Raw genomic sequence first — 14,206 nt, forward strand, 5'->3', positions numbered from 1 at the left:
AAGTCTTGAAGCTTTCCACTGACGAAAAGGCGCCACACCATGTCCCTGCACCTGATCATCGGCGACAAACTGCTGTCTTCCTGGTCCCTGCGCGCCGCCCTGGCGCTGGAACTGACCGGCGCTCCCTACACCGAAGAACTGATCAAGCTCGGCAAGCCCGACACCCGCGAGCGGCTGCTCAAGCATTCGCCGACCGCCAAGGTGCCGCTGCTGCAAACCTCTCGTGGCACTGTGGCCGACTCTCTGGCGATCGCCGAATACCTGGCCGAGCAGTTTCCGTCCGAGCAGCTCTGGCCGAGCGATGTTTATGCCCGTGCCCAGGCGCGGTCCGCCTGCGCGCAGATGCACAGCGGCTTTTTCGCCATGCGCAATCATATGCCGTTCAACCTGAGCCACGACGCCCCGCTCGATCCGGTGCCGCCGGAAGTGAAGGTCGATATCGAGCGCATGCTCGCGCTGTGGGCCGAATGCCGCGCGGCGGCCACTGAGCCTGGGCCGTATCTGTTTGGCCGAGTGAGTCTGGCTGACGCGTTCTTCGCACCGATTGCCGTGCGTCTGCGTACCTACCAGGTGCAGTTGCCGGCGGTTGATCAAGCCTATGTTGAAACCGTCTACCAATGGCCCGCCTTCAAGGCGTGGCAAAAGGCTGGACTGGAGGAGTTGAATCCGTGAAACGCGTACACGTCGCGGCTGCCGTCATTCGTGACGACAGCGGCAAAATCCTCATCGCCCGCCGTGCCGACACCCAGCATCAGGGTGGCCTGTGGGAGTTTCCCGGCGGCAAGGTCGAGGCTGACGAATCCGTCGAAAGCGCCCTGGCCCGCGAGCTGCAGGAAGAGCTGGGCATTGTTGTCGGCGCGGCTCGTCCACTGATCAAGGTTCGCCACGATTACCCGGACAAACAGGTGTTGCTGGATGTCTGGGAAGTCTCCCGGTTTACCGGTGAGCCGCACGGTGCCGAGGGCCAGCCACTGGCCTGGGTAACCGCCAAGGATCTGCTGAACTATGAGTTTCCGGCGGCCAATCAGCCGATCGTTGCCGCAGCGCGCCTTCCCGCTGAATACCTGATCACCCCGGAAGATCTGGACGCTCCGGCCTTGCTGCGCGGGATCCAGAAGGCGATTGCCGGCGGGATCAAGCTGATCCAGTTGCGCGCGCCGAACGGCTATGACCCCAAATACCGCGATCTGGCGGTGGATGCCGTCGGTCTCTGCGCCGGCAAGGCGCAGTTGATGATCAAGGGGCCGTTCGAATGGCTCGGTGATTTCCCGTCCGCCGGTTGGCACATCACCGCCGCGCAATTGCGCAAATATGCCGCAGCGGGCCGGCCGTTACCGGCAGAGCGCTGGTTGGCGGCGTCCTGCCATAACGCTGAAGAGCTGGCGCTGGCCGAGCAGATGGGCGTGGATTTCGTCACGCTGTCGCCGGTTCAGCCGACCTTGACCCACCCGGATGCGCAGCCGTTGGGCTGGGAGCAGGCTTCGACGTTGATCGAGGGCTTTGGCAAGCCGGTGTTCTTGCTTGGCGGCGTTGGCCCGGCGGAGCGCGAGAAGGCTTGGGGTGTTGGGGCTCAGGGTGTGGCGGGGATTCGGGCGTTCTGGCCTGATTCTGTTTAAAGGCTACCGGCCTCATCGCGAGCAGGCTCACTCCTACAGTTGACCGCGTTCCAACTGAAGTAACGCGGTCAACTGTGGGAGCGGGCTTGCTCGCGAAGGCGTCCGTTCAGGCGCTAGATTTCTGAAGGCTTCACCGCCGGTTGCCACAAAATCTCCGCCACCCCCTGCCGCCGCGCAATCAACCGCGCTGCCACAAACAACAGATCCGACAACCGATTGATATACGCCAGACCAACCCCGGCCAACGGCTCGATCGCGTTCAAATGCTGACAACGCCGCTCGGCACTGCGCGCCAGGCTGCGGCACACGTGGGCCTGGGCAATCAGCAGCGAACCGCCGGGCAGAATGAAATTCTCCAGCGGCCCCAATTCCTCGTTCCACACATCAATTGCCGCTTCCAGGCGCTCGATTTCCGCCGCGTTCAGCGCCTGATATTCAGGCATTGCCAGCTCACCCCCCAAGTCGAACAAGCGGTGCTGGCAAGGCGCGAGCACGTCGATCAGCTCATTCAATCCCGGAAACGCCTCGCGTTCGGCGATCAGCCCGGCCAGCAGCACGCCGACCTGACTGTTGAGCGTATCAACCTCACCAATCGCTTCGATGCGCGGGTGATCCTTGGGCACGCGGCGGCCATCGCCGAGGCCGGTTTCGCCGGTATCGCCAGTGCGGGTGTAGATCTTCGACAAGCGAAAGCCCATGGGTTACCTCTGTAGTTGATTGGTTTCGGCGGCAATGGCTGCCGGTTGTGCCAGCGGTAGACGCAGGGTGAAGCAGGTGCCCTGACCGGGCGCCGATTGCACTTCCATCTGGCCTTTGTGGTTGTTGGTGATGATGAAGTACGACACCGACAGCCCAAGGCCGGTGCCCTGGCCGATTTCCTTGGTGGTGAAGAACGGCTCGAAGGTGCGCTTGCGCACGCTCTCGCTCATGCCGATGCCGTTGTCCTCGACCTGGATCTCGGCCCATGGCGGGTTCAGTTTGGTGCGCAAAATGATCCGCCCCGGCTCGCTGTCGTCTTCGCGCTGGTGAATTGCTTGCGCGGCGTTTTTCAGCAGGTTGAGCAGCACTTGTTCCAGTTCGTTGGCGGTGCCCGGAACCGGGCCGAGCGCCGGGTCGAACTGGCGGATGATCGCCTGGCCCTTGAAGTCGAAACCGATCGCCAGATCGAAGTCGTTGCCAGCAATTTCTACAGCCTGATCGATCAGCGCGGGCAAATCGCACGGGGCCATTTGCCGGGTGCTGCGCCGGCTGAAACTGAGCATGTGCGTGACAATTTTTGCCGCGCGGGCGCCGGCCTGCTGGATGCCGTCGAGCAATTTCGGTACTTCGCGGCTTTGCAGGTATCGGTTGACCGTGTCCAGTTCGATGCCCAGCTGTTCGGCGGTTTCGAGGTTCTTCGGCAGATCCGCCGACAGCCGCCGGCGAATGTTCTGCACGTTGTGCAGGATCGCGCCCAGCGGGTTGTTGATCTCATGGGCCATGCCGGCGGCGAGGCCTCCGACCGAGAGCATTTTTTCCGACTGCACCATCATTTCTTCCAGCGACAGGCGCTGGGTGATGTCGTCGATACGGATCACTACACCGCGCCCGGCACCGCCCATCAGCGGGTAAAAGGTCAGAGCGTAGTGTTTGGGTTCGTCGTCCTTGAACCAGGTCACCCGCTCGATCTTCGCCACGGTGTGTTCTTCGACCGTTTGCTTCAGTTGTGGCAGAAACGGCTTGAGCGGTTCGAAGGCGAGGAAGATCGGTTGGTTCAGCGCCTCATCCAGGCGCGTCCCGGAGAGGGCGCTGGCCTCCTGGTTCCACTGGGTCACGTAGAGCTGCTCGTCGAGGGCGATCAGCGCCGAGGGCATGGAGTCGATGATGCTGTTGAGGTAGTTCTGGAAACCAGTGAGCTTCTTCTCGATCTTGCTGCGCACCTGGACTTCCAGCTCCAGCTTGCGGTTGGTGTGGCGGGTTTCCTCGGCCAGACCCTGAGCCTGATCGTAGGCAGCTTGCGAGTCATCGCGGGCGCGCTTGAGTTGTTGCTCGCGGGCTTCGATGCGCGAGAGCATGGTGTTGAACGCTTCGGCGAGGCTGCCGATCTCGTCGTGGTTACCGCGCGAGGCGCGCAGGGAGTAGTTCTCTTCGCGAGTGACCTGCCGCGACAGTTCTTCCAGCTCATGGATCGGGCGGGTGATCAGGCGTTTGATCTGCCGCGCAATCACCAGCCACAACAGCACACTGAAAATCAGGATGCCGAGACTGGCGGTCAGGGTACCGGTGTAGAACGCCATCGGCAGTTCACTGCTGGCGACCAGCAGCAGATGCCCAGGCGCGGTGCCGGGGCGCGGCAGGGTGATCAATTGGTTGCTGCGAAACTCGGTGAGTTGCCAGGCTTCGATGTGTCGAAAGCGCTCCGGCAGATTGAGTTTTTCGCCACGCTGCACCTGGGCGATCCGGTCACCCTTGCCGTCGTACAAAGCCGCTGCGCGCAGCGGCGAATAACTGTCGAGTTCCTTGAGCAGGCGTTCGGCGCTTTGCGGCGACTCGAGGGCTTGCGATACCAGGCTCGGGTTGGACACCAGTCGGCCTATGGTCTGCAGGGCCTGTGGCGCCATGCTTTCCTGGGAGATGTAATAGGCGGCGCTGATAAAGGTCAGGTTGGCGACCAGCAGGACGGTGGTCAGCAACACCAGCAGGGCGGCCAGCAGTTTCTGGCCGACCGGCAGGTTTTCAAGGCGCTGGCGCAATGGCATCAGGTTTATCACGGCAGAGGAACAAGTGGGCAGCGTAGCCGCTGCTCAGTCGCTGGGCAATCCAAGGCTGTGCAGATGGCTGACCAGACGCTGCTGCAATTGATTGAGGTGCGGCAGGTTCAACTGGTGACGGGTGGCGACTTTGCAGGCGTGGCCCAGCAGGTAACTGATTTCGGTGCGGCGCTGGTTCGCCACGTCCTGATACATCGACGAGTAATTGGCTGCGGTGGCGTGGATCACCCGCTCGACTTCCTGTTGCAGATTGACCGCCGCGGCCGGTTGACCGCAGTGCTCGAGCAACTCGGCCAGCTCGTTGCACAGCGTGGCGACTTCGCATTGATGCTGCTCCAGCCCGCCGTTACGGCAATCGTGGAGCACGGTCAGCGGATTGATCGCGCAATTGAGCGCCAGTTTGCGCCACAGCCGGGTGAGGATGTCGGTGCTCCACTCGTGGGGGATTTTCGCCGCATCAAGATCGTCCAGCCAGATTGGCGCTACCGGATGGCTGGCATCGCCCAGCCAGGTGAAACCGTGGCCGGCAAACACCACGCGCCAGTCGCCGTCGCGGAACGCGCCTTCGGTGCTGGAGGCGCTGAGGCAGCGTGCCTGCGGTACCTGCGCTGCAACGGCGTCCTGACTGCCGAGGCCGTTCTGCAACAGGATCAGCTCGGCATCTGCGCTCAGGCGCGGGGCGAGGCGGGCGACCGCGCTTTCGGCGTCATAGGCCTTGCAGGCGACCAGCAGGCGGCGGATCGGCTCCGGGTCGTCCGCCGTTTGCGCGGGGACGGCGTAGGTCGTGGCTGCGCCGTGTTCGACCAGCGTCAGACCGCCGGCCGCCTGATAGCTGCGCAGGCGCTCGGCATCCCGCACGATCAGCCGCACCGGCAGCCCGGCCCGGGCCAGACGCGTGGCCCACAGGGTGCCGAGACTGCCGGCGCCGAGAACGTGCCAAGGGGTGGACATCAGTTTTTCACTCGGTAAGGTACTGGCATGCAAGGCTCGCCGTATCGGTGGGAAAAGACCCGTTATAATGAGCCGGATTTTAACCGCAAGCCAAGCGCGCTCCATCCTGATCGAGCGCGCCTTTTTATTGGAGAGACTACATGCCGTCGTTCGACGTGGTATCCGAACTGGACAAACACGAGCTGACCAACGCGGTCGAGAACGCCGTGAAGGAACTCGATCGTCGCTATGACCTGAAAGGCAAAGGCAGCTTCGAGTTCAAGGAAAAGGACCTGACCGTCAACCTGACCGCTGAAGCCGGGTTCCAGCTGGAAGCGATGATCGAGATCCTGAAGCTGGCCCTGACCAAGCGCAAGATCGATGTGCAGTGCCTTGAAGTAAAAGACGCTTACGCCTCGGGCAAGCTGATGAAGCAGGACGCGATCCTCAAGGAAGGCATCGACAAGGAGCTGGCGAAGAAGATCGTCGCTCACATCAAGGACGCCAAGCTCAAGGTACAGGCTGCCATTCAGGGCGAGCAGGTGCGTGTGACCGGCAAGAAGCGCGATGACCTGCAGGAAGCCATCGCGGCCCTGCGCGCCAAGGAATTCGGCATGCCATTGCAGTTCAACAACTTCCGCGACTAAGTCCGGTCAGATGGCTGTGGGAGCGGGCTTGCTCGCGAAAGCGGTGTGTCAGGCAACTCATTGTTGAATGACACAGCGCTTTCGCGAGCAAGCCCGCTCCCACTTTTAATTTGTGTACAGCCCCGGGTAGCCGGACATCAGGAGATGGAAGATGGATTTGAATGCAGAGGTAGACAACCTGGTCAAGGCGTCCCAGGCGTGGATTCCGATGATCATGGAATACGGCAGTCGCGTGCTGCTGGCAGTGATTACCCTGGCCATCGGCTGGTGGCTGATCAACAAAGTCACGCAAAAGCTCGGCGGTCTGCTGGCCCTGCGCAATGCCGACCTGGCGCTGCAAGGCTTCATCAGCAGCCTGGCGAACATCATCCTCAAGGTGCTGCTGATCGTCAGCGTGGCCTCGATGATTGGTGTCGAAACCACCTCGTTCGTCGCCGCGATTGGTGCTGCGGGTCTGGCGATCGGCCTGGCATTGCAAGGCAGTCTGGCGAACTTCGCTGGCGGCGTGTTGATTCTGCTGTTCCGTCCGTTCCGTATCGGTGACTGGATCGAAGCGCAAGGCGTGGCGGGTACGGTCGACAGCATCCAGATTTTCCACACCGTGCTGCGTACCGGTGACAACAAAACCATCATTGTCCCGAACGGCAATCTGTCGAACGGCATCATCACCAACACCAACCGTCAACCAACCCGCAAAGTGGTGTTTGACGTGGGTGTGGATTATGAAGCGGATCTGCAAAAGGCGCGTCAGGTGCTGCTGGATCTGGCCAAGGACGATCGCATTCTGCAGGACCCTGCGCCGCAAGCGGTCATTTCGACGTTGGGTGACAGTTCGATCACTGTTTCCCTGCGTGTGTGGGTTAAAACTGCAGACTATTGGGATGTGATGTTCATGTTTAATGAACAGTCGCGTGATCGTTTGAAGACAGCCGGTATTGATATTCCGTTTCCACAGCGGGTGATTCGTGTGGTTCAGGAATCGGCGGTGTAATGATAGGTTGCTAATTAAATGCCTGACTTGTTGGTCAGGCATTTATTACAAGTGACAGGCAATAAAAAAGGCCCATCCGAAGATGGGCCTTTTTTTATGCTTCCAAACTAACCACTGACAATTACAGGATGTTCAGTGGGTATTCGGTGATCAGGCGGAACTCTTTAACGTCGCCTTCGCCCTGGTCTGCGTTGGCAGTGTGCCAGGCTTGACGGATGCGGAACGACAGATCTTTCGCCGGGCCAGACTGAACAACGTACTTGGCTTCGAAGTTGGTTTCGTGGTGTTTGCCATCTTCACCGTACAGCGGTGCGCCAGTGCTGGTGCGGTATTGGCTGTTTGCAGCCAGACCGGTACCGTCGATATCCCAACCTTTGACGTAACGAACCATGAAGCTCAGGCCTGGAACGCCGTACTCGGCCATTTTCAGATCGTAACGGGCTTGCAGGGATTTCTCGCCTGGACCGTTGAAGTCAGAGTACTGGATGGAGTTGGCGAGGAAGATCGAGTCGCCGCCACGGTTGTTCTTGCCCACGCCAACGTAGTCGAACGGGGTATCGCCGTTAACCTTCTGGAAGGCCAGGGTGAAGGTGTGTGCCTTCAGGAACGACAGCGCGGTTGCCAGGGAGAAGGCAGTGTTGCTGATGTCACCTGCCAGCTTGTCACCGGTATCGGTGGTGCGGTAGATGTTGAAGTCAGTGTTCAGCGAAGTGTCGCCACCGAATGGGGTGGTGAGGTTCACGTTCGCGTAGTACTGGTTCCAGACGTCTTGCAGCTTGGCACCGTAGAGCGACGCGCTCAGGTTTTCGGTGATGCCGTATTTGCCACCGAAATAGTCGATCGACTTGGCTTCTACGCCAGCGTAGTTCGCGTACAGGCCGCCGTCACGGGCGTTCTTGTCCTGGCTGGTCGCCGAGTAGAAGTGACCGGCTTCGAGGTCAAGGTCTTTGACTTCGCTGCTCTGCAGCTGGAAGCCGCTGGCAGTTTGCGGAATGAGGCGGGAACCACCGACAGCGAACACTGGAGCAGTGCTTGGCTGCTGGTCGCCGATTTTCAACTCGGTTTTGGAGATGCGGAACTTGATGGCAGCACCGGCTTTGCCTTGGCTGTCATCCACATCGTGAGAGTAACCGTTAGCCTTGACTACGTCACTACGGCTCATGTTGCCGGAACCGGAAGTACCGTCACCGCCATCCAGTTTGACCGCCAGGTAACCGAATGCATCGATACCAACGCCGACAGTACCTTGGGTGTAACCGGAGTTAAAATTGCCCAGGAAGCCTTGAGTCCAGTCTTTCTGGTCGTGGCCGCCGTTCTTGTTGTCGCGGTTGAAGTAGTAGTTCTTCAACGTTTCGGTGAGTTTTGCATCTTCAACGAAACCTTTGGCTTCTGCCTGGTCACTAACAAACGGGGCGGCCGTAGCCAATTGAGTGCTGGCTGCTGCTGCAACAGCCAGTGCGATTGTGCTCCACTTCATCACGCGCATCGTGATTTGCTCCTTTGGTTTTAGAAGAGTACTGCCGTCCCACCTGTTTTATTATCTGGGCGGCTCTTTCTTTTTGTGTCGGCGCAAACTTATATCACGCCGACAATGTTGGCGATACTTGCTCATACAACCTTTCATGATCTTTACGACGACGTCGCAAACAGCTGGGTTGATGTCGCAAATTCACGTTACCCATGCAGCCGGGCTGACAACTTTATCGCTGTTTCTGGGCCTTTTTGCATCGGTAAAAAAGAGTCCCTGGCAAAACACTTGAATCTCCATTGGGGCAACCCTGCCACCGTATTGGTTGGTCTCCAGCTGCCACTTCCGGTGGCGCGCTTATAGACCATGTGTGTACTGATGCAACAAGCGTGCACAAAGTGCAGGGTTGCCACGTTTATTTTTCTGAACACCTGCCTGTAGCCGTAAAAACCGCATAAAAACGGGGGTTCAAGCCCTTTTGTATCAGGGGCTTGACGCATACCTTTGCATCGTGTTGTCACGTTCGCATGGCGGCGTGACAACCAAAAACGTTACCGGTTCACCCCGTCAGTGAGTATTTGGCGGATGCCCGACGCACTCAGCGTAGACGCACTGTGCGGTTTTGGTGCAAAAAATTTACAGGCTGTACCGGATTCATACAGCTTGCGGTGAGTCTGTCACCGGATGGCCAAGGCTGTTTCAGCTAGTTGCTCGCGTTCGAGGCCGGTTCAGGCTCCGGGATGGTGCACAATCTTTGTAGGTGTCTCTTGTCAGGGCTGTGGTGGCCTGGTCGAGTGCACTCATCGTGAAGCCCGGCGCATTCGCAGGTATGCTGCCTGCCTGTCGCTTGGTGCGTTGCCTGTCTGGGTGGCCGCTAAGCTGAATATGTAGATCAGCCGGGAGTGCACGCAGTGTTTGCTTTAGATTCACGACTTCAACAGGACACCCTGACCATCGGCGACTTCCCGCTCTGCCGACTACTGCTGTCCAATGATGCCAATTACCCGTGGTTCATCCTGGTGCCTCGTCGCGACGATATCAGTGAGTTGTTTCAGTTGGATGTCGCCGACCAGCAGCAGTTGTGGCAGGAAACCACCGCGCTGGCCGAGTTGCTCAAGGACCTGTTCGATGCCGACAAGCTGAACGTCGCTACCCTGGGCAACGTTGTCAGCCAGCTGCATATGCATGTGATCGTGCGCCAGCGTGACGATGCGGCATGGCCGGCGCCGGTCTGGGGCAAACACCCGGCCAAACCCTATGGCGCCGAGGAGGTTGCGGCCATTCGTGAACGGCTGCGCCTGGTGCTGACTGAGCACTTCACGTTTCTGGAGGATTGAGCGATGAGCCTTGAAGAGCGCGTTACCGATCTGGAAAGCCGCCTGGCCTTTCAGGATGACACCATTCAGGCGTTGAACGACGAACTGGTGGCGCAGCAGCGCGTGATCGAGCGCCTGCAACTGCAAATGGCTGCGGTACTCAAGCGTCAGGAAGAAATGGTTGGGCAGTTCGATGCTTTCGAGGAAGAGGCACCACCGCCACACTACTGATGTCGGCGCTTTTATAACGGCGTAAAAAAAACCGCGATCAGCCAGGCTGCTCGCGGTTTTTTCTTGCCTTGGATCAGCGACGCGGCAGGGCGGCGATCACATCCTCGGCTTGCAGGCCTTTATCCCGGTTCATCACCGAGAACTCAACGCGCTGGCCTTCGACCAGTACGCGGTGGCCTTCGCCACGGATTGCACGAAAGTGCACGAAAATATCATCGCCGGAATCCCGGGAGATAAAGCCGAAGCCTTTGGACGTGTTGAACCACTTGACGGTACCGGTATCGCGGTTGCTCATGTCATAGCTGACAGGTGCGGCAGTCGGTGAAGATTTGTAGAAGCTCACGGCCAGGTGCACAACCACGGCAACCAGGGCGATCACCAGGCTGAACAACACTGCCGGTTGACCGGCGATGACAGGCATCGGTGCGATCAGGGTCAGGGTTTGCAGGACGACAGTCAGCACGAGAAGAGCGCTGACCAGATTTTGCAGATGCTGGCGCGGGCCTTTGTTCCAGTAAGGGATCACTGGAGCGATGACCAGGTTCAGCAGGCCGAAAAAGGCCAGGTAAAGTGCATCGGGTTGTTGCAGGTAAGGAACGGCTTCGGATTTCAGGCTAGGTATGAACGACAGCAGCAAGGCCGCTGCGCCCATTAGCAGGTGGACGATTTTCAACATTTTGATTGGCTCACGTTATGACGGCTCACAAGGAAGAGCTGAAGGCGCACGGTTCGCTTCGGAACAATAAAGAGGCGTTGGACACGTGCCCGGCATCAGCCTATGCACGACACCCCTGAAAAATGGGGCGTAGCGACACACTGCCTATTTAACAGCAAAGCCTGCAGCTACTCAAATTACCCCGGCCAGCGGCACCGGCCCGGTCGATTTGTCGCACGGCGAGCGAAGATTGCCGGCTGCGAGGTGGCGCCTGCCTTGCTAGAGTGGGTCTGCACCTGTTGGATGAATTCAATCGCCTTAGGGGGTAAACATGGCAATCGATATCGGTATCAGTGAAGAAGACCGCAAGTCCATCGTCGAGGGGCTGTCGCGGCTGCTGTCGGACACCTACGTGCTGTATCTGAAAACCCATAACTTCCACTGGAACGTCACCGGTCCCATGTTCAGGACCCTGCATCTGATGTTCGAAGAGCAATACAACGAGCTGGCGCTGGCCGTGGACCTGATCGCCGAGCGCATTCGGGCCCTGGGTTTTCCGGCACCGGGCGCCTACGCGACTTACGCGCGTCTTTCCTCTATCAAGGAAGAAGTCGGCGTGCCAAGCGCCGAGGACATGATCAAGCAATTGGTCGAGGGTCAGGAAGCGGTGACGCGCACCGCTCGCGGCATCTTCCCGCTTCTGGACAAAGTCAGTGACGAGCCGACGGCCGACCTGCTGACCCAGCGTATGCAGGTGCATGAGAAGACCGCGTGGATGCTGCGTGCGTTGCTCGAGACCTGATAGTCCGGTGCTCGGATGTCCCGGGGTGGTGGGTGTCCGCGCGCTGTTTCAAATCTTACCGAACATGTCGGCTTATCCTACGCAGCTGGGCAACTAGTCGTCTGGCGCTGACTTTGCGTCTGCGTTTTTATGAAGACACAGGATGTTGTCTTTATAAAAAGCAGCGATGGCAAAGGAGTGTCAGCGATATGGTAGGTGGAGACAGGCGAAGCGAACATGTCGGTTCGCAGCAGGAAATGAAGGTCGACCCGTTTGTCAGCGATTTCGACTTCGAGCTGATCCGGCCGCTGGCAAGGTCAGTGCGCTTGAACGGGTTTGCCACGTGCTTGAGGCTCGAGCAGGTTTACTGGAACATTCTCGGTGAGATGGCCGGGCACAATGGCTGTTCGGTCAGTACGTTGCTGTCCCACGTTGACCGTCAGGTGCACCTGCGCCACGGCGGGGTGAAAAACTTCAGCGGTCTGGTGCGGGTGGTGTGTGTGATGAATGGTCTGCGGGATACCCCGACGGCCGTCATGCCCTGAACGGCCAATACTTGAAATGACGTGGCGGGCTGTGCAGTCTTACGGCTGCACAGCCCGCATTTAATGGATATAATCCCGCTCTTTCGCCGCAAAGCCCTGCGCGCGGTGGCAATCTGATCGCCGAGACACCTCCATGCCGATGTACGATTATCAATGTGCTTCCTGTGGTCATCAGTTGGAAGCCATTCAAAAGATCAGCGAGGCACCGCTGGTCGACTGCCCTGCCTGTCAGGCGCCAGAGCTCAAGAAACAGCTGTCCATGCCGGGTTTTCGCCTCAGCGGCAGCGGTTGGTACGAAACCGATTTCAAGACCGGAGCCAAGAAGAATCTGGCCGGTGGCGACAAATCTGACTAGGGTTCAGGCCCAGGTCGAACGACACGCGTGAGATTTCGCAGTGCTTGAGTGCGACGGGATCTCCACCGAATTTCGAATTACGAGAAGCGAAACCACTACCATGATGCGCAGCCATTATTGCGGCCAACTGAACGAAAGCCTGGAAGGCCAGGAAATTACCCTTTGCGGATGGGTTCACCGTCGTCGCGACCACGGCGGGGTGATTTTCCTCGATATCCGTGATCGTGATGGTCTGGCTCAGGTGGTGTTCGATCCGGATCGCGCCGAGAGCTTCGCCGCCGCCGATCGCGTGCGCAGCGAATACGTCGTGAAGATCACCGGCAAGGTGCGTCTGCGTCCGGCCGGTGCGACCAACGCCAACATGGCGTCGGGCATGATCGAAGTGCTCGGCTACGAGCTGGAAGTGCTGAACGAGTCGGAAACCCCGCCGTTCCCGCTCAACGAATACTCCGACGTCGGCGAAGAAACCCGCCTGCGCTACCGCTTCCTGGATCTGCGTCGTCCGGAAATGGCCGAGAAGCTGCGTCTGCGTTCGCGCATGACCACCAGCATCCGTCGCTTCCTCGACGAGAACGGCTTCCTCGACGTCGAAACACCGATCCTGACCCGTGCTACCCCGGAAGGCGCCCGCGACTACCTGGTGCCGAGCCGTACTCACGCCGGTTCGTTCTTCGCGCTGCCGCAATCGCCTCAGCTGTTCAAGCAACTGCTGATGGTTGCCGGTTTCGACCGTTACTACCAGATCGCCAAGTGCTTCCGCGACGAAGACCTGCGTGCCGACCGTCAGCCTGAGTTCACTCAGATCGACATCGAGACCAGCTTCCTCGACGAAAAAGACATCATGGGCCTGACCGAAGGCATGATCCGCAACCTGTTCAAGGAAGTGCTGGATCTGGAATTCGGTGAATTCCCGCACATGACCTTCGAAGAAGCCATGCGCCGTTACGGTTCCGACAAGCCGGACCTGCGTAACCCGCTGGAACTGGTCGACGTCGCCGATCAACTCAAAGAAGTCGAATTCAAGGTCTTCAGCGGCCCGGCCAACGATCCGAAATGCCGTATCGCTGCACTGCGCGTTCCAGGCGGGGCGAGCATGCCGCGCAAGCAGATCGACGACTACACCAAGTTCGTCGGCATCTACGGTGCCAAGGGCCTGGCGTACATCAAGGTCAACGAGCGCGCTGCCGGTGTTGAAGGTCTGCAATCGCCGATCGTGAAAAACATCCCTGAAGCCAACCTGAACGTGATCCTCGATCGCGTCGGCGCGGTTGACGGCGACATCGTGTTCTTCGGCGCCGACAAGGCCAAGATCGTCAGCGAAGCCCTGGGCGCGCTGCGTATCAAACTCGGTCACGACCTCGACCTGCTGACCTGCAAGTGGGCGCCAATGTGGGTCGTCGACTTCCCGATGTTCGAAGAAAACGACGACGGCAGCTTCTCTGCGCTGCACCACCCGTTCACCGCACCGAAGTGCTCCCCTGAAGAGCTGGAAGCCAATCCGGCCGGCGCTCTGTCCCGCGCCTACGATATGGTGCTCAACGGTACCGAGCTGGGTGGCGGTTCGATCCGTATCCACCGCAAGGAAATGCAACAAGCGGTCTTCCGTCTGTTGGGTATCAATGAAGCAGAACAGGAAGAGAAGTTCGGCTTCCTGCTCGACGCGCTGAAGTACGGTGCACCGCCGCACGGTGGTCTGGCCTTCGGTCTGGACCGTCTGGTGATGCTGATGACCGGCGCCCAGTCGATCCGTGAAGTGATCGCCTTCCCGAAAACCCAGAGTGCTGCGGACGTCATGACGCAAGCGCCGGGTGTGGTGGATGCCAAGGCACTGCGCGAGCTGCACATTCGTTTGCGCGAAACGCCAAAGGCTGAGTAAGACGGGCCTGAAGGCGCATCTTCGGATGCGCCTTTTTTCTATCTA

Annotated in this window: 15 protein-coding genes; 10 read left to right on the plus strand and 5 right to left on the minus strand. The window is 59.3% G+C overall.

Annotated elements, in window-relative coordinates; genetic code table 11:
* Nucleotides 1-39 precede the first annotated feature (39 nt).
* On the plus strand, nucleotides 40-672 hold the full coding sequence (locus M0814_RS07705) for a glutathione S-transferase family protein (RefSeq protein ID WP_103485166.1): 633 nt from the start codon (nucleotides 40-42) through the stop codon (nucleotides 670-672).
* A complete protein-coding gene (locus M0814_RS07710; protein WP_103485165.1) occupies nucleotides 669-1,616 on the plus strand; it encodes a Nudix family hydrolase in 948 nt (315 codons plus the stop codon). The genes M0814_RS07705 and M0814_RS07710 overlap by 4 nt, the downstream gene beginning before the upstream one ends.
* A 113-nt stretch (nucleotides 1,617-1,729) precedes the next feature.
* Here the strand turns inward: M0814_RS07710 and M0814_RS07715 are convergent, their stop codons facing one another.
* The 3 genes from M0814_RS07715 to M0814_RS07725 are packed head-to-tail and all read right to left on the minus strand — an operon-like array spanning nucleotide 1,730 to nucleotide 5,317.
* Nucleotides 1,730-2,314 carry a cob(I)yrinic acid a,c-diamide adenosyltransferase gene (locus M0814_RS07715; RefSeq protein WP_103485164.1) on the minus strand — a complete coding sequence of 195 codons (585 nt, stop codon included), beginning with the start codon at nucleotides 2,312-2,314 and terminating at the stop codon, nucleotides 1,730-1,732.
* 3 nt (nucleotides 2,315-2,317) lie between these two features.
* Entirely contained in the window at nucleotides 2,318-4,354 is a 2,037-nt protein-coding gene (locus tag M0814_RS07720; protein WP_003227553.1) for an ATP-binding protein, read from the minus strand.
* A 45-nt stretch (nucleotides 4,355-4,399) separates the two neighbouring features.
* Entirely contained in the window at nucleotides 4,400-5,317 is a 918-nt protein-coding gene (locus M0814_RS07725) for a putative 2-dehydropantoate 2-reductase (protein WP_103485163.1), read from the minus strand.
* A 140-nt stretch (nucleotides 5,318-5,457) separates the two neighbouring features.
* Between M0814_RS07725 and M0814_RS07730 the strand changes: the two genes are divergently transcribed.
* On the plus strand, nucleotides 5,458-5,943 hold the full coding sequence (locus M0814_RS07730; RefSeq protein WP_003227548.1) for a YajQ family cyclic di-GMP-binding protein: 486 nt from the start codon (nucleotides 5,458-5,460) through the stop codon (nucleotides 5,941-5,943).
* A gap of 151 nt (nucleotides 5,944-6,094) precedes the next feature.
* Entirely contained in the window at nucleotides 6,095-6,934 is an 840-nt protein-coding gene (locus M0814_RS07735) for a mechanosensitive ion channel domain-containing protein (RefSeq protein WP_003227546.1), read from the plus strand.
* A 121-nt stretch (nucleotides 6,935-7,055) separates the two neighbouring features.
* Here the strand turns inward: M0814_RS07735 and M0814_RS07740 are convergent, their stop codons facing one another.
* Nucleotides 7,056-8,420: an OprD family porin gene (locus tag M0814_RS07740; RefSeq protein ID WP_003227544.1), complete on the minus strand. Its 1,365-nt coding sequence runs from the start codon at nucleotides 8,418-8,420 to the stop codon at nucleotides 7,056-7,058.
* An 893-nt stretch (nucleotides 8,421-9,313) separates the two neighbouring features.
* Here M0814_RS07740 and M0814_RS07745 point away from each other — a divergent pair.
* Both M0814_RS07745 and M0814_RS07750 read left to right on the plus strand, forming a co-directional pair.
* A complete protein-coding gene (locus M0814_RS07745; RefSeq protein ID WP_103485162.1) occupies nucleotides 9,314-9,739 on the plus strand; it encodes an HIT domain-containing protein in 426 nt (141 codons plus the stop codon).
* Nucleotides 9,740-9,742: 3 nt separating this feature from the next.
* On the plus strand, nucleotides 9,743-9,949 hold the full coding sequence (locus M0814_RS07750; protein WP_003227541.1) for a SlyX family protein: 207 nt from the start codon (nucleotides 9,743-9,745) through the stop codon (nucleotides 9,947-9,949).
* A 73-nt stretch (nucleotides 9,950-10,022) separates the two neighbouring features.
* Here the strand turns inward: M0814_RS07750 and M0814_RS29080 are convergent, their stop codons facing one another.
* Nucleotides 10,023-10,625: a cold-shock protein gene (locus tag M0814_RS29080; protein ID WP_096795089.1), complete on the minus strand. Its 603-nt coding sequence runs from the start codon at nucleotides 10,623-10,625 to the stop codon at nucleotides 10,023-10,025.
* Nucleotides 10,626-10,935: 310 nt separating this feature from the next.
* Between M0814_RS29080 and M0814_RS07760 the strand changes: the two genes are divergently transcribed.
* The 4 genes from M0814_RS07760 (at nucleotide 10,936) to aspS (ending at nucleotide 14,161) form a co-directional block, all read left to right on the plus strand.
* The gene (locus tag M0814_RS07760; protein WP_003227537.1) at nucleotides 10,936-11,406 is read left to right on the plus strand and encodes a Dps family protein; all 471 of its coding nucleotides are present in this window, start codon (nucleotides 10,936-10,938) and stop codon (nucleotides 11,404-11,406) included.
* A gap of 188 nt (nucleotides 11,407-11,594) precedes the next feature.
* Nucleotides 11,595-11,930 carry a ribbon-helix-helix domain-containing protein gene (locus M0814_RS07765; RefSeq protein WP_103485161.1) on the plus strand — a complete coding sequence of 112 codons (336 nt, stop codon included), beginning with the start codon at nucleotides 11,595-11,597 and terminating at the stop codon, nucleotides 11,928-11,930.
* Between the two features lie 133 nt (nucleotides 11,931-12,063).
* Nucleotides 12,064-12,285: a zinc ribbon domain-containing protein gene (locus M0814_RS07770; protein WP_003227532.1), complete on the plus strand. Its 222-nt coding sequence runs from the start codon at nucleotides 12,064-12,066 to the stop codon at nucleotides 12,283-12,285.
* Between the two features lie 100 nt (nucleotides 12,286-12,385).
* The gene (gene aspS / locus M0814_RS07775; RefSeq protein WP_003227530.1) at nucleotides 12,386-14,161 is read left to right on the plus strand and encodes an aspartate--tRNA ligase; all 1,776 of its coding nucleotides are present in this window, start codon (nucleotides 12,386-12,388) and stop codon (nucleotides 14,159-14,161) included.
* The last annotated feature ends 45 nt before the right edge of the window (nucleotides 14,162-14,206 follow it).

Source organism: Pseudomonas sp. MWU12-2020 (assembly GCF_023100605.1).
GTDB classification, from domain to species: domain Bacteria; phylum Pseudomonadota; class Gammaproteobacteria; order Pseudomonadales; family Pseudomonadaceae; genus Aquipseudomonas; species Aquipseudomonas fluorescens_H.

Excerpts from the sequence above, each read along its gene's own strand:
- M0814_RS07705 (WP_103485166.1), top strand. The coding sequence starts at position 40 with ATGTCCCTGCACCTGATCATCGGCGACAAACTGCTGTCTTCCTGGTCC.
- M0814_RS07715 (WP_103485164.1), bottom strand. The coding sequence starts at position 2,314 with ATGGGCTTTCGCTTGTCGAAGATCTACACCCGCACTGGCGATACCGGC.
- M0814_RS07720 (WP_003227553.1), bottom strand. The coding sequence starts at position 4,354 with ATGCCATTGCGCCAGCGCCTTGAAAACCTGCCGGTCGGCCAGAAACTG.
- M0814_RS07725 (WP_103485163.1), bottom strand. The coding sequence starts at position 5,317 with ATGTCCACCCCTTGGCACGTTCTCGGCGCCGGCAGTCTCGGCACCCTG.
- M0814_RS07730 (WP_003227548.1), top strand. The coding sequence starts at position 5,458 with ATGCCGTCGTTCGACGTGGTATCCGAACTGGACAAACACGAGCTGACC.
- M0814_RS07735 (WP_003227546.1), top strand. The coding sequence starts at position 6,095 with ATGGATTTGAATGCAGAGGTAGACAACCTGGTCAAGGCGTCCCAGGCG.
- M0814_RS07740 (WP_003227544.1), bottom strand. The coding sequence starts at position 8,420 with ATGCGCGTGATGAAGTGGAGCACAATCGCACTGGCTGTTGCAGCAGCA.
- M0814_RS07750 (WP_003227541.1), top strand. The coding sequence starts at position 9,743 with ATGAGCCTTGAAGAGCGCGTTACCGATCTGGAAAGCCGCCTGGCCTTT.
- M0814_RS29080 (WP_096795089.1), bottom strand. The coding sequence starts at position 10,625 with ATGTTGAAAATCGTCCACCTGCTAATGGGCGCAGCGGCCTTGCTGCTG.
- M0814_RS07760 (WP_003227537.1), top strand. The coding sequence starts at position 10,936 with ATGGCAATCGATATCGGTATCAGTGAAGAAGACCGCAAGTCCATCGTC.
- M0814_RS07765 (WP_103485161.1), top strand. The coding sequence starts at position 11,595 with ATGGTAGGTGGAGACAGGCGAAGCGAACATGTCGGTTCGCAGCAGGAA.
- M0814_RS07770 (WP_003227532.1), top strand. The coding sequence starts at position 12,064 with ATGCCGATGTACGATTATCAATGTGCTTCCTGTGGTCATCAGTTGGAA.
- aspS (WP_003227530.1), top strand. The coding sequence starts at position 12,386 with ATGATGCGCAGCCATTATTGCGGCCAACTGAACGAAAGCCTGGAAGGC.